Consider the following 20,494-nt stretch of genomic DNA (forward strand, 5'->3'; position numbering starts at 1 on the left):
AAAAGTTTAAAAATTAATTACTTCTCATGAAGAAAAAACGTTAAAAAGAAATTGTAGCAATAAATTTTTAGAGAAAGCATCCATAGCGGATGCTTTTTTTCTTTGTTATATAAAATTTATATAATAAAGAAGGATATTAACTAATCGGACAATTGGACAAGGAAATCATCATTCATAACTAAAATATTTTAAACAAACGTTTTTTTAATTCCCCTCCGCCCAATTTCTTCATCACATAAATAAAAAATAAAAATCCCCCATTTACATATATTCAAGAATTATAGTTAGTTATAATAAAAAACTCATTTTCTTATAGTTAATTAATCTTGAATATTATTGTAAGTTTTTCTGTAAGAATGCACCATTCTTCTCTATTTACCTATACCTATATTTTTCATAATTTATTATGATATAGATATTTTTTTAAAATGTTTTGTGCAAAATAAACAATTGAAATTTGTAGGAATTATAATCAGGGTTGTATTCTCCCTCTCTTAATTCACATAATTTTCAAATATTACAACTTTACATGTTAGGATTTGGTATATAATGAAGGCAACCCGTAGTTAGAGTGTTTGCTCCGATTCGAATTATGAGATAGTTTGCTTCACCTTTTTACATTATCTAAAAAAGACCTTTTAGGGATTCCTACAAGGTCTTTTTTATTTTCAAATTCCGTACTGATAAAAACTATGCAAATTGAACAATCTTTTGGGCTATGTCCTTCAATTCATTCTTATCATCTCTAGACAGTAATTGTTCTGAACTTCTCACATTATGGAAGGCTTTCCAAACCTGATCGCCAAATCCATCTACAACACTCTTTTTACCTTCAGCAGTTGCTGCTACTTCTTCAGTTCCTTGTATTTTAAGATTACACCAGATCGGTAAAGTGCAATTTCGAATTGTTAACCCCTTTTTCATGTCGAAATAATCTTTACATTGTTCAGGGAAGGAAAAATAAATATGTTCTAAATTATGACTCTGCTGTTCTAGATAATGTTTTAAAGCTTCGTCAGGTAAATAATTTTCCATTTCACGTTTATTAAGAATATGTAATAGATAACCCTGACTTTCACAAATACGTTTAATTTTATTAATAGATCTTTCTTTTGATGAAGTGTTATATATATTAGGAGGGGAAATAACATCACTATCTATAATGCATATTGTCCTATGTTTTCCGTTTATACTCTGTGCCACTTTTGATAAATCACTCCCCCCACCATGCACAAATTCAATCCATAATTTATCGACACCATCTTCTGTTAAGAGTTCTAGACATTTCTCTATAAAAAGTCTATCAGATTCTACATTTTCTAAAATAATTTTTAATGGTTGCCCTAAAAAGTCCCATACCGCGTCTATAGATATTAATTCATATCTAATTCCATTTAAAATAACAGTATACCTATGACCATTGAGATATTTAAATACTTGCACTTCTGAAATTGTACTAATTTGATTCTCAATAAGGGCATTTAATTCTTCTACACTTGAATATACTTGAACTATGGTCTTATTTTCATGTTTTTTTGATTTATAAAGAGTATTTTGTACTACCTGTTTTTTTATATAGTCTCTATAGCTTTCTAGATCCTTTGTTTCGAAAAGTGATAAATCATCTTTATCATCTATAAACCACTCATGTTTTCCAGACTCAAAAAAGCAAAAGAGGAAGTTTATAATTTGCTTTACTCTTACATCACCTATCTTTAACATTAGCTCATTGGGTAGATTTATCACCATGGTATTTTACTACCTCCCTGTTTTTCATGTAAAGAGGTCCTTAGTTTTAAAACTTCATTATAGTCTTCTTCAAAAAAGCCTTCTGGCCAGTTAGATATATTTCCAAATTCATCTATCTCTAATTCCCTTATTATGTTATGATTCTTGTCTTTTTCTTTTTCTGTATAGTAAATTGCAACGTCTTTAGGACTAATTTTTCCTTCAATTATGTATCTTCTTAATCTAATAATCATATGTTCACTATGCGTTTCGACTAAAAATTTGTTTTTTAAACCATTCTTTTTTCTAGTACCTTCAATAAATAAATCAATTAAGCAAGCTTGAGCAGATGGATGTAAATGTAATTCTGGTTGTTCTATTATGTGTAGTTTTTTCAAACTATTTTTTTCACCAAATAATGTTTTAGACTGATGTAAAAAGGTTTGTACAATAATAGGAATCAATTGTGATAGACCGTGTCCAACATCAATTAAATTATTTTTTTGGCCAGTTATTTCATCAGTTACCATAAGTCTAAATAAATCGGTTCTACCACCATGTTCAGTTCCCATTAAATCTTCAACATCTATTCTATGATTTAAATTTTCACTCAGCCAATTCGATACCTGATTAATTAACTCTCCTCCCTTTCTTATATCCTGTCCCAGGATAGCAGGGGCAAATTCTCCATCGTGCCCAACATAGTTAACTGCATTTTCTCTATATCTATATGAACGCTCAGGCGTTTTTCTAAATGGACCAATATAAAAAATATTATTTGCATAAACATTGAGATATCGTATTAATTCCATGAACAAATAGCGAAAAGCCATAACTTGTTCATCGTTATCATCTTTGATATCTAGGGGTAATATTCTGAAATCTGGAATGAATTTATCAAATACATATTTTTCAGCTTTAATTTTAAAGCTAGTATCAATTATTCCTTTAACTTCATAAAACTCTGAATCTCCTATTAAATTTACTGAGAATATCTCACCATTTTCTATATCTATATCGGAAAGGCTAAATTTTTTGATTTTTAATACTCCGTATTTATCTTGCAAAATACAAACACTTAGTTTGAATTTTTCCAAACCAGAAAAAAATCTAAAAAAACTGCTACGTGAATAGGGAGAAAAACGACGTAGCTCTTTGCGATCAATATTTAATTCAAACTCTATAGAATCATTCCGATTATGCTCAAATACAACATCTTCAAAATTCCCATAATCTATTGTTTTCCCATATAATAACAAGGGAGCCATAGAGTCATCTAAAAAAGTCTGCTTTAATACTAACGGAAATCGCATGATACTACTTTTTCCAGAGCTATTCTGTCCAATTATAAATGTTAAGGGTTTTAATTCTATGTCTTGACTATCAATAAAACCTTTTATACGTTTTAATCTGAAACTTTCCATTTTAAAGTTCCTCCTCATATACTGATTAGAAAAATAATATTAATAATTCTATTCCAATTATATCCTATAACTTCTTTATTTTTATATAATCTTTAACTTTTAAAATAAAAAACAATATATAATAATTATTTAATTTAATGATGTTCTAAAAATTACCCTTTTCAGAAAAAATAATATACATCAAAAGGTACACCTTTAGATATAGTATATTCTTTGCAGCTTAAACTACTTCAAAAGGTATCAAAATGTACTTAAGACACACTTCATAAGTACACACACTTTTTGAGATGTGTTTGTTGAATGATTTTATGCTTATTTGTCCCTATCAGTTGGATAAACCACAGAGAATCCACTTGTTGTTGTGTTTATTGTTTTTAATATTTAATCTGGTACATGAAATTTTATAATTAAGTTATTCCTTTGTTTTTCTTTTAAAATCCATATAGCATTCTATATAAATTTTATGGTATTATATAGATAGAAAATTTGTTTCCATTGTTTATACTCTATTGTACGTAGCGTGAAGGACAAACCTTACGCCCAGTTAACTCGGGCGAGGTTTGTCCTTTTTTTACTTTAAGGAGGAATTTACTATGAAAAAAGTCTACAAAATTGGAGCAATTGTTACTACTTTATGTGTTGCTTGTATTGCGATCTTTACTTTAACTAAGAATGAATCAGTCAATACAGAAACTATAACACCAGAAAAAACAATTGTATCTGCTGCAGATGTAAAAGGATCACCTGAGAATATAAAAGATATTTCAAAAGAAGAATTAAAGGGAAAAATACAATCCCATGAAGAGTTCATTGCGTATTACTATCAACCAACTTGTCATTTTTGTAAAAAAGCTGCACCGGATATCAATAGCATGTCGAAAAAGCATGATAGAACCATCTATCGTATTGATATCTCTACACCAGAAAATCAAAGTGCCTTTCAAGAGTTCGACATTCCAGGTACTCCAGTTGTTGTAGCTTATAACAGAGGTGAAGAAGTTGAACGTCTAGAAGGTGCCGTTTCAGCTGCTACATATGATGGATTCTTTACAAGACGTAATTCGAGCGCTAGCTAGTATAGTGCTCGTTTTTCTTTGTAAGAAAGGAGCATTAACATGCCACAAAACGCCCGTATTCATTCGTTAGACATAATAAGAGGTATCGCCATACTATGTATCCTTTTTGCGAATCTACCCACTATGACGGGACTAGATCCCTTTAATCAAGCGGGTTACTCCGGTATAGATAAAGTAATTCGCTTTTTAGTAGATTTATTTATTCAATCAAAGTTCTATACTATTTTCGCATTCTTATTTGGAGTAGGATTTTACATCTTTATGAAAAATACAGAAGCAAAAGGATATCCCATGTATAGGCTATTTATACGGAGACTGTGTATCTTACTAGTCTTCGGTTTAATCCACTTCACCTTTCTATGGTATGGAGATATTCTACATGCGTATGCCTTAGCTGGATTTATTCTATTATTCTTTTATAGGCGATCTACTAAGCTTATTTTTATAGCTGGTTGTAGTTTCCTAATGATTAGTTATGGATTACATATTATTGTATTTTTAAGAAAAAGTGCTTCAATTTCTGAAATACCAAATTACTATCTATATATGTTTACAGGCAACACTAGCAACCACACAGTAAATCTATTTACACATTATTTACATCAAGTAAAAGCACGTCTTTTCTTTCTAATGACCCAGGAATTTCAGCAACTACTAATAGGAATTCCCGAATATATAGGTTTATTTTTAATCGGTTTATGGGCTGGTAAGAAAAACATTTTTAAAAGGGTACCGGAATTAATAAAGAAAATTAGATTTTTACAGTGGAGTTCGTTATGCATTTCATGTCTTCTCTCTTGTCCTATTATCTATTACTTTATAAAAACGGATATCTACTACTCTCAGGATATACAACTATGGATTCTATTTGGAGGAAAAATGCTAGCTATATTCTATATTTGTACTCTACTTCTAGTTTGTGAGAATAAAAAATATATAGAGTGGCTGCGCCCCTTTATGAACGTAGGTAAGTATGCTTTAACGAATTACATTAGCCAAAGTATACTAACTCTTGTCATTCTTTCGTTGTACTTGAAAGATGTCTCACACGTATATTACTGGCAACTATGTATCTTCGGGCTTTTAATTATATTTGTACAAATAATATTCAGCAAAATTTGGAGTAAATATTTCCGCTATGGTCCTATTGAGTGGATATGGAGAAAAGGAGTTTACAAGAAATAGCCTATTTTTTTCAGTTACATGCAATTAACTGAAAAAAGTGATGAAAGATTAAAGATATATTTGTGGTTGTAAAATAATGTTATTAAAATTAAAGTGGTTCAAGCCGCAGGAAGGCACCTTTGGGTGTCTTTTTTTATGCATAAAAAGCCTCATCTTCCTATAGTGGGCCCGCCACATGCCCATCAAACTAAGAAAAGCAAATACCTCAAAACGAGAAAATTGACATCTTCAAATGAAAATGTACAATTTTTTTGTTATAAAGTAACACAAAGTTTCGTTCTGGGGACACTATTAAATTTTTAAGTTGATGTTGATGTGGAGATGTCTATGCTTAAATTTTAGCACTATACTTGATAAACACTGTAGGATTTGTAGTAGTTATCTCGGTATACTCATTCTCAAATATGTATACTTTTTTATCTTCATAATGAATAAAAGCTACAATTTTTTTCCCACTGCATGCTTCAGAATATGTTCCATCTACTATTATTTTTTCAAAAGAAGAAAATGGAGAACTTGCTACTCGATATTCGAGCTGCTTTATTAGTCGTTTTTCTTCAAATACATGAATGATTTTCGGATCATCATCGGGTAAATACTCTAATCCGATTTTGTTCGGCGTAACGAGAATTAATAGGTGTAATGGTTCAATTTCGTTATTTATGTAACCATGTATATGATTTTTCCATCCAAATACAATTTCTCCTTTAGATGCCCGTATTGTTTTCTTATTAGAAACGTAATAGTCTAAATGACCTGACAATACAACGGCACAGTCTTCTCCAAACGGATGACTATGAGGTGGTATACCTTCCTTTGATTGAAAAATAACTTCATACACCCAATACTTTTCATCTTCTGTTTTATAAATAAGGTCATTCTTTGATTGATTAATAACCGTTTTAGATAAATCGAAAACTTTCATATTAATCCTCCCAGTTAACCTTTATATAGCCTTTATCATTTGTATTCAATATCTGTTTTGAAATAAAATGGATATTCAATGACTATCCCCTTCATGACCTTCTCTCTATTGGGACCTGTTTCTTGAACCCACTTTGAGGTTTTATATGGCGAATTCGACTAGTATAATCATTGTAATACACCTGTAAGTTCAATATATCTAATTACTATTTTATCAAAAGAAACAACAAGACAAATCAATCATAAGGATGAACTTCAAATAAAAATCTACTACTTTTGTAGTAAAAGTCCTACGTAAGCACCATCAAACTAAAAAAAATTGTATCCATATAATTAAAAAATGCTACTCTTTTGTAGAAATATACAGAAAGGATGGCGTTTTGATATGGAATTATCGACTTCTGATAAACTAAAATTGTTTTCTGAAGAGTTGCAACGATATATGTCACCACATGTTTTGGAGCAATCAGCTAGAAAGATAGGATTTGTGAAACGAAAAAGTAAATATCGTGCAAAAGATTTAGTAGCTCTTTGTATTTGGTTAAGTGAAAACATAGCAAATACTTCATTGACACAACTATGTAGTCGATTAGAAGCTAACACAGGTATTTCTATGAGTCCAGAAGGACTCAATCAACGTTTTAATTCCCAGGCTGTACAATTTCTACAGCAACTCTTAGCACATTTACTTCACCAACATTTTAACGAAAATATACGCTAAGCAAAATTCAACATGAAAAAACGTTGATTTTACTACTCTAAGAGAATCATCTAATCTCAAAAACGTATGTATTTGAGATTAGTGCGTTCCAATGTAAAAGGTGCTGAAAAGAGCCTAAATAGTGTCTCAAAACTCATCTTTAAATTAAAAACTCAATTCAAATCGTGTTATTGAGTTTTGAGAATCCCTTAGCGTATAAAAAAGTTAAAATGTGCGTGCTACCTCTTAAACCATTTATACAGGAACAAGAAGGTATGGATAAAACATCAATTAACAACATCATTGACATGCTAGTTGAACATTATGTAAATTCTCAACTAGTCAAACCGACATTCTAAAGCATATAAAGACATGTATAAGCGTCTCTATGAGACATTAGAAAATAAATAAAGAAAAAGAAGTATCCCTGTTTTTTATTAAGGATACTTCTTTTTATGTTCTCTCTTATTAAAACCGCCATCGTTAGCGGAAGGCATTTTAAAATTCTATGTGCCGATTTTTCCTTTTACCTTTTGGATAAACCACCATATTAAAGCTACAAGTAGGAGAAGGAGCGGTATTCCCTGAATAAAGAGAAATCCTCCCCAAAAATCAAGTACAGTACTATATGGAGAGTCTGTTGCCATCACACCTATAAATAAAGCTACTGGAATTGTGCATAGATTTGCCCCTAAACTGACCATTATGAATGTTAGATTTTTATCCTTAGTTTTTGGTGAATCAGAATTGAAGAATGAGAATACAGCAATGCCGCTTATAAAATACAGTATTACATAAAACTGATTAAGATATCCCATAATATTCCCCCATTATCCTAATTGTATCATTAATAAGTTCGATTTTTTGTAACTTTAGATGTATAGGATATTCATATAAAGTTAACATAACACAACATTATTGATAGTAAGAAAAAAGCGGATCCCTCCTCTCATAAGGAATCCACTCTTATTTATCTTCTATGGTAGCCATTGCCAAAATAAATATAAATCATGCCAATAGGCGCAACGAATGGACCAAATCCATATAAAACAAGCACTTTGAATATTTTCCAAATTAACATAAAAGGTAATGGCAGAATAAGAATATTGCCACTCGTTATAGTAGTAATAAGATCATCCCATACAATCGTTGCAAAAGGGAATAAAACACAAGCTAATAAACAATATAAAATTGCACCGATTGATGGAGTAGTCCTACTAGATACTTCCGCAATAACATTAACATCCGCACCACTATACTTCGTTACTTCCATGTAAATAAACAAAGCAGTTATAGAAATTGAAATAAAATATGATTTCACAAGATATTGAGTATTTACACCAAGTATTACTTTCTTAAAAAGTCCTAAAACTTTAGACAAAATAAGCGCTCCTTTCTTTATTTTAATTTGTCAACTTTAATATATTAATATACAAAGTAATAAATATAAAGACTTTTTCTTTTTTTCTTCAAAATTACTTCTATAGAAAATATTAGTAAGTAGAGAAGCGTGCCTTTCTTACTTTTCTACTTACTTAGAGATTTTTCATTACCAGATCTTCCACCACGGCTTTCTCTTCTCTTTCGCCGCAGCAACGTCATCCCGATATTCCTGCATCTCACGTAGTGTTTTTCATAAGCGTCTCATCCCGTACTTCCAATGGTTTCTCCACTAGCTCATTTACACGAGTATCAGTATAGGAAATATTTTTAAACATCATGTAATACAAATTCCAATTGCCGACTCTGTGTTTTAAATCCAAGTTTTTCATAGAATTGTATAGCTTTTTTGTTAAATTCTAAAACATTTAATTCTACACTTGTTGCTTGTATTTCTTTAGCATACTCAAATGCTTTTTGTACTAATATTTTTCCTATTCCTGTTCCTTGACATATTTCGCTTACACCAATATTGCGGATAAAGAGTACTTTTCGCTCAACTAACTTTGGATTTTCGGATGGTTCTTTAATATCTAAAATTATGTAAGCAAGAATCGCTTTATTATTGTCCTCTACTACAAATATCTCTATGGTTTTATTATTAAGCCTCTCTTCGTATGCATTGTGATCCAAAGAAGCTGAAGTATCAGAGTAAATATCTGGCCTTCCCTCTATATGCAACTGTTGAACTTGCTTCTTCATATTTGATATATCCGAAAAATCTTCTGGAGCAGCTAGTCTTACTGTGAAAGGCAAAACTTCGTTAGACATAAGTACATTCCTCCTAATGTTTTATTTAAATTGGGTTTAACAAAGCGCATCATTATCCGTAGCAAAGACAAAGAGGAACCCTACTCCCACAAGGGAACCTACTTGTTCTCACCAGAACTTCCACCACGGCTTTTTTATAACGGAATTTGATAATAGAACTACAATAAAATCTATAATCCCAAATTGCATATATCTCGAAGGAACCTTTTTTTATTTGTATTCGACATAATATTAAGATGTAAATTTTTTTTATTTGTTGTAATATCAGGAATGACTTGCTTAAAGGAGTAGACAGATGAAAGTGTTAAAAAATTCATGTATCGCAATTGGCGCAAATATTATATTTTGCATAGCTTTATATATTTATAATGCTTATATGTATGAACTTATTTATCCCGTTCCTGGAAGATTTTCCACAGAAGATACTATTCGTGATCTTACTTATATATTTTTTGCGTTTATCACTCCACTAACTATCGGTGTTACTTTTTCAATTAGGTCCTTACGTAAAGAGAAATGCATAAAGATATTATTAATTTCAAATTTAATTTTTTCCTTAATATTTTTAACATTTGCTGGTGGCTTTTTTATTCTATTTTCTTTAGTTGAATTACATATATATATTCGCTAAAACTCTGACAAGATACTGGTAACTTGGTAAGAGGACCTTAGGAATTATAAGTAAGTAGAAAAGCATTCCTTTCTTACTTTTCTACTTACTTATATATTTTATTACCAGAACTTCCACCACGGCTTTTTCTTCTCTTTCGCTGCAGCAACCTCATCTCGAAATTCCTGCATTATTCTCTTCGTCTCCTGCATCTCACGAAGCGTATCATCTCGCGTTTCCAATCGTTTTTTCACTCGTTCATTATGCGCTTCTACGCTCGCTTTGCTTTCCTCATTGCTTTGCCTGCTCGCTTAATCGTCTCTCCATTGCTAACATACTCTGATTCATTTCTTGCGCCATAACGCTGTACTGTTCCTGTAATTGTTGTTTAATGTGGAATGGCACTAAGTCCGTTTCCTCAGTCTCTTCTTTAATTAAATCCGGATTAACTTTCTCTATTTGCTGCGCAATCATCTTCGCTGCCTTTTCTAGCGTCATACCGTCATGCTTACTCAGTTCAATTAATTTCTCGATCACCATAATGTCATTGTCTGTGTATTGGCGTCTGCTACGGTTATCTTTCTTTACGATGAATTTCTCTCGTTGTAATACTTCCATGTACTTTCTAAGGGTGCTATCGGAAATTCCTAATCGCTTGTATACTTCACTCGCAGAATAAACAATTTCGTCCGTCATAACGTCACAACACCTCCTAGTGAGAGTATTCCATAGCATTTTTTTAATTCCTGCAAATAAAAAAAACGACTCAGAAGAGTCAGTCTTTTAATCGTTTTTTACTTGGCATTATCTCGTAGGCTTCTGTTTGATATTGGAATAGCTCTATATGAAAATTCTGCTAATTGTTCACGCGTTACTGTACCGTTTGGATTAAAATTATTATTCCCTACAACACTAGTAAAAGCGTTACTATATAATATTTGTACAGCTTCATTTGCCCAGTATCCTTGCATATCATCAAATTGGTGATCAAATTTCTTGCTTAACCAAAAGGCGTTTTTGAAAGTTTGAGCAAGCTCTGCTCGAGTTACGATTCGTTTTGGTTTAAAGAGATGATCAGCTGAGTAATGGAAAGGTCCCTCATTATATCCTGCTGCAATTTCTTTTTTAAACATAGAATCATTTATATCATCGAAAGGAATCGGTCTTGGCATAGTATAATTCAAATTTTTAACCGTTCTATATGGCGTATCACCAACATTTTAACGAAAATATACGCTAAGCAAAATTCAACATGAAAAAACGTTGATTTTACTACTCTAAGAGAATTATCTGATCTCAAAAACGTATGTATTTGAGACAAGTGCGTTCCAATGTAAAAGGTGCTGAAAAGAGCCTAAATAGTGTCTCAAAACTCATCCTTAAATCAAAAACTTAATTCAAATCGTGTTATTGAGTTTTGAGAATCCCTTAGCGTATAAAAAAGTTAAAATGTGCGTGCTACCCCTTTTAGATGTTCCCCCAATTCTAAAAGGACAAATATCCATAATGTTTCCAAATAGATATAATACATCAAATAAATATCAAATTTATGTTAGGAAGAACGAACTTGAATGGATATTTTTATAGACCGAGTCCTATGTTAATCACCATACCTAAACCTTGGATACCTGAAGTACCGTCGTGGTGGTGGCATATTCCACAACCAGATCCACCACCAGATCTATATCTTCATCCTTATAGTTTACCGACACAACATTTTCAATCATATCAACAGTATCACCAATATCAACATCATCTAACGAACAAATTAAAGAGCAATTGAGCAAGTTACAAACAAAGGTTGAGTCTTTGGAGACTGTAAAAGACGTTCAAGATAAAATAATCGCAACGAAAGATAGTCAAATAGCTTTTTTAAACGGACAAATAGCAAACATTTCTACATGGGTTTCTATAGCAGCTGCGGTTGCTGGCCTTTTCGCATCTTTAGCCTTCGGTTATGTAACATATTTAAATAAAAAAGCTAATAAAACTATCGAAGCAGGAAAGGAAAGAGATAGAATAGCCGAAGAAAAAATTAAGCAAGCTGAAATATTAATTGAAAAATCTCAGTCTACAGCAGCCGTAGCACAGACCAAAATTGATGAACTCAAAGGCAAGCAAGAAGAACTAAATGATTTATTAACCTCAACAATAATCAATCAGCAAGTTGATCTATTATTTAAAAATATTAAATTTAAAATAGAGTATATGGATGAGTCTAAAGAATATATATTAAATCAAATACAATATAATGGATTTAAACTTTCTGATGATGATTTAGAAGATTTCCGTTTTTTAGCAGACGGATTTGCTGATGTATCAAAAGAGTATATCGAACTTTCAATAGACTTTAATAATGACATTATACAAGGGGACGAAATATTCACTCATGAAAGAAAGAAAATTGAAGATTTAGATGCACATTGTAATAAACTAATTGATGATTTTATTAAATTCACTGAGGAATTCAAACGTAGATATCTATAATACAATATAGATTTGATCAACATTTCTCAATGTATGAAACAACTAAACATGGTAAGATAATATTTGGATTGGCGTCCAATACATATTATTAAAATTAAGATGGTTCAAGTCGGAGGAAGGCACCTTAGGGTGTCTTTTCTTTATGCATAAAAAAGTCTTATCTTCCTATAAAAAGATAAGACCTTTATATACTACCTATTATCCGATTCATCAGTTTCATAACACATTTAGCTTCTCCAAAAAGACCACCAGTGTCCTATTCTCCACCATAATACGCATACTTCCCAGGTGAACCATTATCTCGTATACTTGGATATAATTTTAGTTTATATTCATAAACCTAAACCATAAAAATATAACCAGATTACCATGATTAGAATTCCCATAACAGTAACTAATAGGAGTTTACCATCCGCACCTGTAATAACTTCTTTTAGATTTTCTTTTGCTTGTTGTTTCTTTTCTCCACTTGAAAAGAGATAAATAATGAAATAAGTAACCACTAAGAAGAATGAGAATATTATATCTATCATTACTTTTGTACCTCCTAATATATATGTACCTTTAATTAACCAATAATTGCCTTATATATTATATCAGCTAGGGGACATGGAAGTATAACAAATTATTTGTATAACTTATTTTAATAATAGATATCACATTACTATAGGATGGCTCATATCAAAAAAGACACCTAATAATTCCTTAGCGTACGAAATTCGCGTTTTGTTGGCAGGAGTCCTAGATGTTCCCCCAATTCTAAAGGGACAATTATCCATAATGTTCCCAATTAGATATAATACATCAAATAAATATCAAATGTATGTTAGGAGGAACGAACTTGAACGAATATTTTTATAGTCCGAGACCAGTTTACTATCATGCTCCAACTCAGGGTTACTATGTGGATCCGCCTGCTATACCTCCACGTCCTCAGGGATGGCCCCCCTCTGCACCTTGGCCACCTTACATTATATATGCTACGCCATCACAAGATTGGCAATTATATCAACAGCATCTGCAATATCAACATCAACCATATAGATGACTATTTTTTACTAATAGATAAAAAGGAGAGACTGGTACTCTCTTTTTTTATTCCCCTTCGACATAATATTACAATATACAGATTAATAGTTTGTTATTATAATTCAGGCAATCTTATATTCTAGATACTGGAGGACACATATTATGAACAATAAACTATTAACTGCACTCACAAGTTGCGTTTTAATTATGGGATTAGCAGCATGCTCAACTAACAAAGCAGCAAGTACTTCTAATGACTCTAAAATTGAAGAAAAATCACAAAAAGAAGCTGATAAGGATCAGAAAGCTGAAGAAAAGGCTAAACAAGAAGAACAGCAACGTCAAGAAGCTGAGGCACAACGACAGGCTGAAGAAGAAAAAGCAAAGCAAGAAGAGCAGCAACGACAAGAGGCCGAAGCACAACGGCAAGCTGAAGAAAAAGCGAAACAAGAAGAGCAGCAACGTCAAGAGGCCGAAACGCAACGAAAAGCTGAAGAAAAAGCAAAGAAAGAACAACAACGTCAAAAACAGGAACAAGTCGAGAAACAGCAAGAAGTACAAGTGCAAAAACAAAGAGAAGTAAATCAAAAGAAAACAGAGAAAGAAGCACGTGAGGAACAAGAAAGTTTAGATTATGCAAAAAGGAGAGCTCAATCATTTGAGGATAAAGAACGAGAAAAAATGAGTTGTGATGAAGCGAAAAATGTTCTTCAACAATTAAAAAATGGCGAACAGAATCCAGCAACAAAAGAGCATATTATTAAGTATCAAGAAAAAGTAAATATGTGTAGCAAGTAACAAAACAACTTAACATGGTAAAATAATATTTAGATTGACGTCCAATACAGATTATTAAAATTAAGATGGTTCAAGTCGGGGGAAGGCACCTTATGGTGCCTTTCTCCGACTTGAAATTGTTTTATTTATAAAGTGTTCGAATCCAAAAAATAAATAGAATAGAACTTAATATAATAATCCTAATAAATCGATAATCTTAATAACTTTCTTATTTTCTACTCTACAACAAAGCCTTGTGCCCTTGCGCTCACTAATTACTATATTACCTTTAGTTAGTTTGCGTACATGCTGTAAAGTCATAGGTTCTGAAATATGCGTCGCAGCACTCAACTGAGAAACTGTCAAGGTCCCACTTACAATCAATTCACGTACAATTAATAAACGACTTAAACTGCCTAATAATTCTAAGATTTCAGCACCACTTTCATAATTACTAGGATCCATATTGAAATCGCCAGACATACTATTCATCTCCCTAATACCAATACAAATATTAAATAGCTTAACATAAAAACAGAAAATATTCTCCTAATATTTTCTATAAAAATGCAAAAAATTCAAGTCGGAGGAAGGTACCTTAGGGTGTCTTTTCTTTATTTTTCAATATAAGAACTTTAAAGATATGCTATTATTTAAATACAAATTCCCTTTTGTGCACTGAGATAGTAATACCCAATAAAAAAGCCCCCCTATTTCCGTAGGTGGGCCTTGTCTTTATTACACAATACTAAATTATACTTGTATTTTTTCATCAACTTTATGCAATTATACATATACGCGAAAATTACACCAAATAAATATTACATGTAGTAAAATATAAGTTGTGGATACATTCTATAAAGCAGATTCTTTTGAAAGGCGTAACATATCGATGATTATAGAAGGTGTGGCGTCACTCTAATACTGATCTCAAATCTCTTGTACTTTGTGAACTAACAATCTGCTGTATATACGATTCTGTTTTATAGGATGTGTTTACACGTATAACAAAGGGGTAATACGGATAGATTTATACTAAATGAACGTGGTTCAAGTCGGAGGAAGGCACCTTAGGGTGTCTTTTCTTTGTACATAAAAAACTCACCATCCTACAGAAATGGCGAGATCCTTGTATATTATTTAATATCTTGTTTTCTCTAATACTTTTCTTCTTAGTTAAAAATTTATTTGCGTCACCAATAAATAACCAAAAACTATTATAGAAATCACCAGTCCCACAGCAGCACCAAATAATCCTTGTCCTTCATTACTAGCACAAAATTCTTTTAGATCTGCTTTTGCTTGTTTCCTATTTTCGCCTGTTGAAAATAGATAACGAATGAAATATGTAACAAGTAAAAAGAATGACAAGATTATCTCGATTATCTCTATCATTACTTATGTCCCCTCTCAAATATATATGCACTATTAATTAACCAATAATTTCCTTATACATTATATCAGCTAGGGTACACGGAAGTATAACAAATTATTTTTATAATTTAATTTATTAATCGAAACGGCATTAATACAGGATAGTTCAAGTCGGAGGAAGGCACCTTAGAGTCCTTTCTCTTGTTTCTCAATATAAGTATTTTAAATGCATGCTATAATTTTAATATAAATTCCCTTTTATGCAATAAGATAGAAATCACCAACCAACAACCCACTGTTATGGAAATTCAGTGGGCTTTTCTTTTGTACATTAAAAAACCTCACCATCTTATCAAAATTGCGAGGTTTTTATGTATGTTATTTAATCTGCAAATTATTTCATTAAATTCTCTGTATGCTTACATGTTGGGAATTCACAACATCCTAAAAAGGGACCGTTTTTTCCATTTCTAACTACTAATTGGCGTATCACCAACATTTTAACGAAAATATACGCTAAGCAAAATTCAACATGAAAAAACGTTGATTTTACTACTCTAAGAGAATTATCTCATCTCAAAAACGTATGTATTTGAGACAAGTGCGTTCCAATGTAAGAGGTGCTGAAAAGAGCCTAAATAGTGTCTCAAAACTCATCCTTAAATCAAAAACTTAATTCAAATCGTGTTATTGAGTTTTGAGAATCCCTTAGCGTATAAAAAAGTTAAAATGTGCGTGCTATCCCACGCTTAGCTTGATGGGCATGGGAGCCCGCCAACATAACTTGAATTTCGTACGTTAAGGAATTATTAGATATCTTTTTTTGATATGAACCATCATATAGTAATGCGATATAGATTAATAAAATATATTATATAAATATTTTATTATACTTCTATGTATCCTACCTGATATAATGTATAAGGCAATTATTAGTTAATTAATAGTACACATATAGTAGGGGAACATAAGTAATGATAGAGATAATCACTTCATTCTTTTTACTTGTTACATATTCTATTCGTTATCTATTTTCAAAAGGCGAAAATAGGAAACAAGCAAAAGCAGATTTAAAAGAATTTTGTGCAGGTACTGATGGACAAATGTTATTGGGTGCTGCTATAGCACTTGTAATTATAGTAATAATTTTTGTGCTGTATTTTAAAAATATGTAAATTTTAATCGCATTATTTTTAAGTTTCTTTTCATTTAAGTTATACTAAACTACAAAGAAACAATTCTCCTTTAGGCCGTCAAACATTATGCTAACAAAACACACACCAAAAAAACCAATTCCCGTGTAATGGAATTGGTTTTTTTGGTGTGCAATTCAGTCAATACAGCAACTTGAACCCACATTTTCAAATGTAATCCTATTAACATTACCATAATTTTAAAATTCATAAAAATAAAAAACTAAACCACACTAGTAAATTGCACACATCCACTGCATTTTCATCAAGAAATCTGGAGTATAACAACAATTAAGTTCATACTAGTATGAACAACAAATGATACTAGTAACTTATTAGTACGCACATATACTACAGCAAGTACAAGTCCAATTAAAAAATATCCAAACATAAACGGAAAATCAAAATGCATGATAGAAAAGAACATTGAGCTTATTATTACGCTCCAAGTTTTCTTAAACTTAGACATTAAAATGTTTATGGCCGCATAACGAAAAACAAACTCTTCTACTAACGGTGCAAGAAGAACAATTGAAATAAGTGCCACAGGAGATATTGCTGCAGCAGCGACTGTATTAGACGTATTTGCTGATTGCGTAGTTAGCTGAAATACACTTTTATCTAATACACTACCAACCACCTGCGCAAAAAATACGAATATGATCCCAACTAAAATCCATATGAATGATTTTCTTGATAATTTAATCGATAACTTTGGATCATTTATTAATTCTTTACTATATATAAGAAAAATGATTATCAGCATAAGTGAAAAACCAATTAGTTCCCAATGCACAAGAAGTTGTTGGATTGCTTGCTGTTGGTTTCCCTGAATATCATACCAGCCCGTCTTCGCTAGCAATTGTACACCTATAATTCCAACAAATTGAGTCATTATAAAATATATAAGTATGATATAACCTGATTTAAGTATATTACTATTATTCATGTTTATGTATTTACCCTCCACTTTTTGTTATTTAATAAACAATTTTGTTAAATTTTGATTTATCCATTTTTTCTACATCTTTCCGCTAAACACATTTTTCCAGAAAACCTCATATTGTTGAACAGGGTTATCGAATCTCAACTTGAAAATTTTCACTTTTAATGATGTAACCACTTATAATGGAAATATACTTTTTCCAAGGGAGGAATCTAATGCATATATCAAACAGGTTTGGCTTATTTAGCTGGATTGCAACTTGCATATACTTTTTAATTGAACCTTTCTTTATTTTCACTTCTACAGCACCTTATAACTATTTGCGTCACGCAATGAGTGATCTAGGTGTAACAACCTGTGGAGAATTCACCTACGAAATAGCTCCGTATGAAATATGCTCTCCTAATCATTTTTGGATGAATTTACTCTTTGTTATTAATGGAATAACATTTTGTATTGGAGTACTATATATTTCACAACATCTAGAAAAAACAAGAATTAATAGAATAGCAACACTTTTTATACTTATAATAGGAATCTCCACTATAGTTTCAGGATTAATTCCTGCAGATGTAAACCTAATTGGACATTCTATTCTAGTTTGGATAGGTATGCTTACTGTATTTCCAGGACTATTTATTTTTGCTAAGAATCTTAAAAAAGCGAGAAAATGGACATATTTCTGTTTAATAAGCTTAATAGTAATAACAATCCTTATCTCGCTTGTTTTTCTTTTCCCCTTACCTGCAGGCCTACTACAAAGACTTTTCTACTTGGTTCTTTTCGTTTGGGGAACTGTATCAACCTACAAATTAATAAAATAAAAAATTTGTTCACTTTTTTGATACATTTATGAAACATTCATATGTTATCTTCAATACGTTCTTTTCTCTTTATAATACCGTGTGAGATATACTCAGACCTGAAGCCCTAGACCCCCTAACTCTAGGGCTTCTCTATTTAAATAAGGATTTTTTTTAATTTTATAACATCTCATTTTTGTAATATCTAATTTTTTTAATAACAGAACATTTAATAATGTTAAAATATAGAAGTAATTCATTTTATTACCAGGAGGAATCTCAATGTCTATGGGAACCTGGGCCGCAATTTTTATTGCTATATTTTGTGGAGTTATTTCTTCAAATAGCAAGTTGAAAAACTCCCATAATAAAAATGGATAAACACCCTACTGAAATGCTAGATAACTAGCATTTCAGCTACTAACCGCTCCCAAATAACTATTTTGCTTAGTTTTCTAACAAACTAATTTGTTGTAAAAACTTAACTGCAAAGTACCCTCTAAACTCTTCTAGAAAAACCACTTGCGTGCCACTACCTTTTTAATGTTATATATTAATTTTAAAATAATCATTTCATTCTTATGTATCAAACCTCATGCAGCCTGCAAATGCTTTAATCCCATTTCAAGCACACCAGTTCCACCAAATCCCCGATTAAATAATAGTGGGACATCATACTTATTTGCGTACTCTTTTGCTACATCAATAGATACATGACCACATGCAAATTTTTGAATGACAATAACATCACATTTTTTTATAACACTACGAAACGTTTTCTTTACGCCTCCGTGATTTTTCCCATCATGGAAAATAACCTGGCAGTCTCTTTTTTGGGCCAACTTCTCTAACGTTCTTCCATTTGATCCACCTAAAACTAGAATTGTACTCATTCCCACTCACTCTCCTTATCTTTCTTCTTTATGTACGTACTTGGTGATGTTAATAACACAAGTGTACAAGCAACAATATTCATTAACACAAAACAAACTATTAATAAAATAATGAAAATCGGGGACAACAATATAAGAATAAAGCCACTTACTACCAAACAGATGAAAATAAAGCCATTGCTCATGTCTTCGTAACCATCTAGTCCTCGTACAATATTCAAACTATGCATCCATACTGTGATACTATCCCAATTCTCTATTAACAGATAGCCACCACCCAACAGAAAAGCCCAGCCAAGCAACGTTTCTAATAATCCAGAATTTCGTCCTATATAATATCCCGAAATAAAATTCGCAGCTGTTCCAATTAACATCCTCATTTGTATTCCCCCATATCTATCTCATTTTAGCGTTATATGTAAATTTTATTTAACCATGGTTTTATTATATCAGAAAATTAAGAATATTAAATAAATAATTTTAGGTACTCTTTATTTTTTTATAAAAGGGTTGTGTTTTTTCTTCCACAACCCTCGTTTCCTTCTTAATCCACAGGTACTTCTTCTTGTCCATGTGGAATTTGTGCAATTGGTGTTACAATTTGTGCATATTTGTTTACCTGCACTTTAAATTGTCGTGGTTCTAAGAAGTTTACCTGTTGAATTAAAACTTCAATATGAAACGTATCTACTTTTTTCCCACGGTCAATTTTGGTAATTCGCGCATTGTAAAACTTATCCCCATTTAGGAAATACCTTTGAACAGCTTCTGTAGCCAGCATACGCTCATTGCTTGTCATTTTCATTGGTTCAATACCAAATCCAGCCTTTGTAAACAAGTACGGTACATCATAACTACTATTAGAAATTTTTCGTAGTAAATCCTCTACAGTTTTTGTCTTTGCGATATATTCCTCTTCTTTTGTATCAAATCCCTTTGGCTTATCTCCAAGCATCTCGATTTCATCTTGATTTACTTGCTCTTCCTCTTGTACTTGAGATTTCATCATGTAACGATGAATCGTATTATAAGTAGCAACGCCTACTACCAACACAATAATCCCCAATATAACTAAGTACTTACGAGGCAGATTCGCTAACACATTCATGACTTTCTTCATTTCTTCACATCCCA

At 31.6% G+C, this 20,494-nt stretch carries 24 protein-coding genes and 3 pseudogenes; 9 read left to right on the forward strand and 18 right to left on the reverse strand.

Features of this window, described 5'->3' with window-relative positions; translation table 11 throughout:
• Positions 1-690 precede the first annotated feature (690 nt).
• Positions 691-1,749 carry a hypothetical protein gene (locus ACTFRM_RS21240; protein ID WP_440043581.1) on the reverse strand — a complete coding sequence of 353 codons (1,059 nt, stop codon included), beginning with the start codon at positions 1,747-1,749 and terminating at the stop codon, positions 691-693.
• Positions 1,743-3,152, reverse strand: coding sequence for a DUF3696 domain-containing protein (locus ACTFRM_RS21245; RefSeq protein WP_440043582.1), 1,410 nt, complete (start codon positions 3,150-3,152; stop codon positions 1,743-1,745). Before ACTFRM_RS21245 ends, ACTFRM_RS21240 begins: the two co-directional genes overlap by 7 nt.
• 593 nt (positions 3,153-3,745) lie before the next feature.
• Between ACTFRM_RS21245 and ACTFRM_RS21250 the strand changes: the two genes are divergently transcribed.
• Together ACTFRM_RS21250 and ACTFRM_RS21255 are read left to right on the forward strand one after the other, a co-directional pair.
• Positions 3,746-4,228 (forward strand): thioredoxin family protein, encoded by a 483-nt coding sequence (locus tag ACTFRM_RS21250; RefSeq protein WP_088321923.1) that lies wholly within the window; start codon positions 3,746-3,748, stop codon positions 4,226-4,228.
• Between the two features lie 39 nt (positions 4,229-4,267).
• Entirely contained in the window at positions 4,268-5,413 is a 1,146-nt protein-coding gene (locus ACTFRM_RS21255) for a DUF418 domain-containing protein (RefSeq protein WP_088321922.1), read from the forward strand.
• 331 nt (positions 5,414-5,744) lie between these two features.
• On the opposite strand, the gene ACTFRM_RS21260 is transcribed toward ACTFRM_RS21255, so the two are convergent.
• A complete protein-coding gene (locus tag ACTFRM_RS21260; protein ID WP_440043584.1) occupies positions 5,745-6,338 on the reverse strand; it encodes a cupin domain-containing protein in 594 nt (197 codons plus the stop codon).
• Positions 6,339-6,722: 384 nt separating this feature from the next.
• On the opposite strand from ACTFRM_RS21260, the pseudogene ACTFRM_RS21265 reads away from it, so the two are divergent.
• A pseudogene (locus ACTFRM_RS21265) lies at positions 6,723-7,034 on the forward strand (IS4 family transposase); the annotation flags it as partial.
• A gap of 509 nt (positions 7,035-7,543) precedes the next feature.
• Here ACTFRM_RS21265 and ACTFRM_RS21270 read toward each other — a convergent pair.
• The 4 genes and pseudogenes from ACTFRM_RS21270 to ACTFRM_RS21285 all read right to left on the reverse strand — a co-directional run bounded on the left by ACTFRM_RS21270 (position 7,544) and on the right by ACTFRM_RS21285 (position 9,248).
• Complete coding sequence (locus ACTFRM_RS21270) at positions 7,544-7,855, reverse strand: hypothetical protein (protein WP_088321920.1); 312 nt, start codon at positions 7,853-7,855, stop codon at positions 7,544-7,546.
• 152 nt (positions 7,856-8,007) lie between these two features.
• A complete protein-coding gene (locus tag ACTFRM_RS21275; RefSeq protein WP_000048908.1) occupies positions 8,008-8,418 on the reverse strand; it encodes a hypothetical protein in 411 nt (136 codons plus the stop codon).
• A gap of 168 nt (positions 8,419-8,586) precedes the next feature.
• A pseudogene (locus tag ACTFRM_RS21280) lies at positions 8,587-8,719 on the reverse strand (DUF3967 domain-containing protein); the annotation flags it as partial.
• 28 nt (positions 8,720-8,747) lie between these two features.
• Positions 8,748-9,248 (reverse strand): GNAT family N-acetyltransferase, encoded by a 501-nt coding sequence (locus ACTFRM_RS21285; RefSeq protein WP_325851882.1) that lies wholly within the window; start codon positions 9,246-9,248, stop codon positions 8,748-8,750.
• 295 nt (positions 9,249-9,543) lie between these two features.
• Between ACTFRM_RS21285 and ACTFRM_RS21290 the strand changes: the two genes are divergently transcribed.
• Positions 9,544-9,879 carry a hypothetical protein gene (locus ACTFRM_RS21290; protein WP_242292549.1) on the forward strand — a complete coding sequence of 112 codons (336 nt, stop codon included), beginning with the start codon at positions 9,544-9,546 and terminating at the stop codon, positions 9,877-9,879.
• 101 nt (positions 9,880-9,980) lie between these two features.
• Here ACTFRM_RS21290 and ACTFRM_RS21295 read toward each other — a convergent pair.
• Both ACTFRM_RS21295 and ACTFRM_RS21300 read right to left on the reverse strand, forming a co-directional pair.
• Positions 9,981-10,554 (reverse strand): annotated as a pseudogene (locus ACTFRM_RS21295) (MerR family transcriptional regulator).
• A 98-nt stretch (positions 10,555-10,652) separates the two neighbouring features.
• Positions 10,653-11,030, reverse strand: coding sequence for an S-layer homology domain-containing protein (locus ACTFRM_RS21300; protein ID WP_002183033.1), 378 nt, complete (start codon positions 11,028-11,030; stop codon positions 10,653-10,655).
• 377 nt (positions 11,031-11,407) lie between these two features.
• Here ACTFRM_RS21300 and ACTFRM_RS21305 point away from each other — a divergent pair, with 377 nt between their 5' ends.
• Both ACTFRM_RS21305 and ACTFRM_RS21310 read left to right on the forward strand, forming a co-directional pair.
• Complete coding sequence (locus tag ACTFRM_RS21305; RefSeq protein WP_440043585.1) at positions 11,408-11,641, forward strand: hypothetical protein; 234 nt, start codon at positions 11,408-11,410, stop codon at positions 11,639-11,641.
• Between the two features lie 26 nt (positions 11,642-11,667).
• Entirely contained in the window at positions 11,668-12,345 is a 678-nt protein-coding gene (locus tag ACTFRM_RS21310; RefSeq protein ID WP_157404460.1) for a hypothetical protein, read from the forward strand.
• A 332-nt stretch (positions 12,346-12,677) separates the two neighbouring features.
• On the opposite strand, the gene ACTFRM_RS21315 is transcribed toward ACTFRM_RS21310, so the two are convergent.
• Positions 12,678-12,878, reverse strand: a complete 201-nt coding sequence (locus ACTFRM_RS21315; RefSeq protein WP_000565399.1) for a hypothetical protein — start codon at positions 12,876-12,878, stop codon at positions 12,678-12,680.
• Between the two features lie 658 nt (positions 12,879-13,536).
• Between ACTFRM_RS21315 and ACTFRM_RS21320 the strand changes: the two genes are divergently transcribed.
• Entirely contained in the window at positions 13,537-14,172 is a 636-nt protein-coding gene (locus tag ACTFRM_RS21320) for a hypothetical protein (RefSeq protein WP_088321919.1), read from the forward strand.
• 165 nt (positions 14,173-14,337) lie between these two features.
• Here the strand turns inward: ACTFRM_RS21320 and ACTFRM_RS21325 are convergent, their stop codons facing one another.
• From ACTFRM_RS21325 to ACTFRM_RS21335, 3 genes are all read right to left on the reverse strand, one after another.
• Complete coding sequence (locus ACTFRM_RS21325; protein WP_088321918.1) at positions 14,338-14,634, reverse strand: ArsR/SmtB family transcription factor; 297 nt, start codon at positions 14,632-14,634, stop codon at positions 14,338-14,340.
• 693 nt (positions 14,635-15,327) lie between these two features.
• Positions 15,328-15,546, reverse strand: a complete 219-nt coding sequence (locus ACTFRM_RS21330; RefSeq protein ID WP_000569758.1) for a hypothetical protein — start codon at positions 15,544-15,546, stop codon at positions 15,328-15,330.
• A 373-nt stretch (positions 15,547-15,919) separates the two neighbouring features.
• On the reverse strand, positions 15,920-16,024 hold the full coding sequence (locus tag ACTFRM_RS21335) for a topoisomerase DNA-binding C4 zinc finger domain-containing protein (RefSeq protein WP_080016918.1): 105 nt from the start codon (positions 16,022-16,024) through the stop codon (positions 15,920-15,922).
• Between the two features lie 475 nt (positions 16,025-16,499).
• On the opposite strand from ACTFRM_RS21335, the gene ACTFRM_RS21340 reads away from it, so the two are divergent.
• Positions 16,500-16,700 carry a hypothetical protein gene (locus tag ACTFRM_RS21340; RefSeq protein ID WP_088321917.1) on the forward strand — a complete coding sequence of 67 codons (201 nt, stop codon included), beginning with the start codon at positions 16,500-16,502 and terminating at the stop codon, positions 16,698-16,700.
• A 283-nt stretch (positions 16,701-16,983) separates the two neighbouring features.
• Here ACTFRM_RS21340 and ACTFRM_RS21345 read toward each other — a convergent pair whose 3' ends face one another.
• Positions 16,984-17,667, reverse strand: a complete 684-nt coding sequence (locus ACTFRM_RS21345) for a CPBP family intramembrane glutamic endopeptidase (protein WP_088321916.1) — start codon at positions 17,665-17,667, stop codon at positions 16,984-16,986.
• 212 nt (positions 17,668-17,879) lie between these two features.
• Here ACTFRM_RS21345 and ACTFRM_RS21350 point away from each other — a divergent pair, with 212 nt between their 5' ends.
• A complete protein-coding gene (locus ACTFRM_RS21350; protein ID WP_000548225.1) occupies positions 17,880-18,488 on the forward strand; it encodes a DUF998 domain-containing protein in 609 nt (202 codons plus the stop codon).
• 92 nt (positions 18,489-18,580) lie between these two features.
• Here the strand turns inward: ACTFRM_RS21350 and ACTFRM_RS21355 are convergent, their stop codons facing one another.
• The 4 genes from ACTFRM_RS21355 to ACTFRM_RS21370 all read right to left on the reverse strand — a co-directional run bounded on the left by ACTFRM_RS21355 (position 18,581) and on the right by ACTFRM_RS21370 (position 20,480).
• Positions 18,581-18,817: a hypothetical protein gene (locus tag ACTFRM_RS21355; RefSeq protein ID WP_440043587.1), complete on the reverse strand. Its 237-nt coding sequence runs from the start codon at positions 18,815-18,817 to the stop codon at positions 18,581-18,583.
• A 243-nt stretch (positions 18,818-19,060) separates the two neighbouring features.
• Entirely contained in the window at positions 19,061-19,360 is a 300-nt protein-coding gene (locus ACTFRM_RS21360) for a DUF2325 domain-containing protein (RefSeq protein ID WP_000104247.1), read from the reverse strand.
• A complete protein-coding gene (locus tag ACTFRM_RS21365; RefSeq protein ID WP_088321914.1) occupies positions 19,357-19,740 on the reverse strand; it encodes a hypothetical protein in 384 nt (127 codons plus the stop codon). Before ACTFRM_RS21365 ends, ACTFRM_RS21360 begins: the two co-directional genes overlap by 4 nt.
• A gap of 164 nt (positions 19,741-19,904) precedes the next feature.
• Positions 19,905-20,480 (reverse strand): hypothetical protein, encoded by a 576-nt coding sequence (locus ACTFRM_RS21370; RefSeq protein WP_000757467.1) that lies wholly within the window; start codon positions 20,478-20,480, stop codon positions 19,905-19,907.
• Positions 20,481-20,494 lie beyond the last annotated feature (14 nt).

Origin of the sequence: Bacillus cereus group sp. MYBK227-1 (assembly GCF_051916325.1) — a bacterium.
Lineage (GTDB): Bacteria > Bacillota > Bacilli > Bacillales > Bacillaceae_G > Bacillus_A > Bacillus_A cereus.

Bases quoted from the DNA above. Each gene is read 5' to 3' on its own strand.
- ACTFRM_RS21240 (WP_440043581.1), bottom strand. From the start codon at position 1,749: ATGGTGATAAATCTACCCAATGAGCTAATGTTAAAGATAGGTGATGTA.
- ACTFRM_RS21245 (WP_440043582.1), bottom strand. From the start codon at position 3,152: ATGGAAAGTTTCAGATTAAAACGTATAAAAGGTTTTATTGATAGTCAA.
- ACTFRM_RS21250 (WP_088321923.1), top strand. From the start codon at position 3,746: ATGAAAAAAGTCTACAAAATTGGAGCAATTGTTACTACTTTATGTGTT.
- ACTFRM_RS21255 (WP_088321922.1), top strand. From the start codon at position 4,268: ATGCCACAAAACGCCCGTATTCATTCGTTAGACATAATAAGAGGTATC.
- ACTFRM_RS21260 (WP_440043584.1), bottom strand. From the start codon at position 6,338: ATGAAAGTTTTCGATTTATCTAAAACGGTTATTAATCAATCAAAGAAT.
- ACTFRM_RS21270 (WP_088321920.1), bottom strand. From the start codon at position 7,855: ATGGGATATCTTAATCAGTTTTATGTAATACTGTATTTTATAAGCGGC.
- ACTFRM_RS21285 (WP_325851882.1), bottom strand. From the start codon at position 9,248: ATGTCTAACGAAGTTTTGCCTTTCACAGTAAGACTAGCTGCTCCAGAA.
- ACTFRM_RS21290 (WP_242292549.1), top strand. From the start codon at position 9,544: ATGAAAGTGTTAAAAAATTCATGTATCGCAATTGGCGCAAATATTATA.
- ACTFRM_RS21300 (WP_002183033.1), bottom strand. From the start codon at position 11,030: ATGCCAAGACCGATTCCTTTCGATGATATAAATGATTCTATGTTTAAA.
- ACTFRM_RS21305 (WP_440043585.1), top strand. From the start codon at position 11,408: ATGTTAGGAAGAACGAACTTGAATGGATATTTTTATAGACCGAGTCCT.
- ACTFRM_RS21315 (WP_000565399.1), bottom strand. From the start codon at position 12,878: ATGATAGATATAATATTCTCATTCTTCTTAGTGGTTACTTATTTCATT.
- ACTFRM_RS21320 (WP_088321919.1), top strand. From the start codon at position 13,537: ATGAACAATAAACTATTAACTGCACTCACAAGTTGCGTTTTAATTATG.
- ACTFRM_RS21325 (WP_088321918.1), bottom strand. From the start codon at position 14,634: ATGTCTGGCGATTTCAATATGGATCCTAGTAATTATGAAAGTGGTGCT.
- ACTFRM_RS21330 (WP_000569758.1), bottom strand. From the start codon at position 15,546: ATGATAGAGATAATCGAGATAATCTTGTCATTCTTTTTACTTGTTACA.
- ACTFRM_RS21335 (WP_080016918.1), bottom strand. From the start codon at position 16,024: ATGTTGGTGATACGCCAATTAGTAGTTAGAAATGGAAAAAACGGTCCC.
- ACTFRM_RS21340 (WP_088321917.1), top strand. From the start codon at position 16,500: ATGATAGAGATAATCACTTCATTCTTTTTACTTGTTACATATTCTATT.
- ACTFRM_RS21345 (WP_088321916.1), bottom strand. From the start codon at position 17,667: ATGAATAATAGTAATATACTTAAATCAGGTTATATCATACTTATATAT.
- ACTFRM_RS21350 (WP_000548225.1), top strand. From the start codon at position 17,880: ATGCATATATCAAACAGGTTTGGCTTATTTAGCTGGATTGCAACTTGC.
- ACTFRM_RS21360 (WP_000104247.1), bottom strand. From the start codon at position 19,360: ATGAGTACAATTCTAGTTTTAGGTGGATCAAATGGAAGAACGTTAGAG.
- ACTFRM_RS21365 (WP_088321914.1), bottom strand. From the start codon at position 19,740: ATGAGGATGTTAATTGGAACAGCTGCGAATTTTATTTCGGGATATTAT.
- ACTFRM_RS21370 (WP_000757467.1), bottom strand. From the start codon at position 20,480: ATGAAGAAAGTCATGAATGTGTTAGCGAATCTGCCTCGTAAGTACTTA.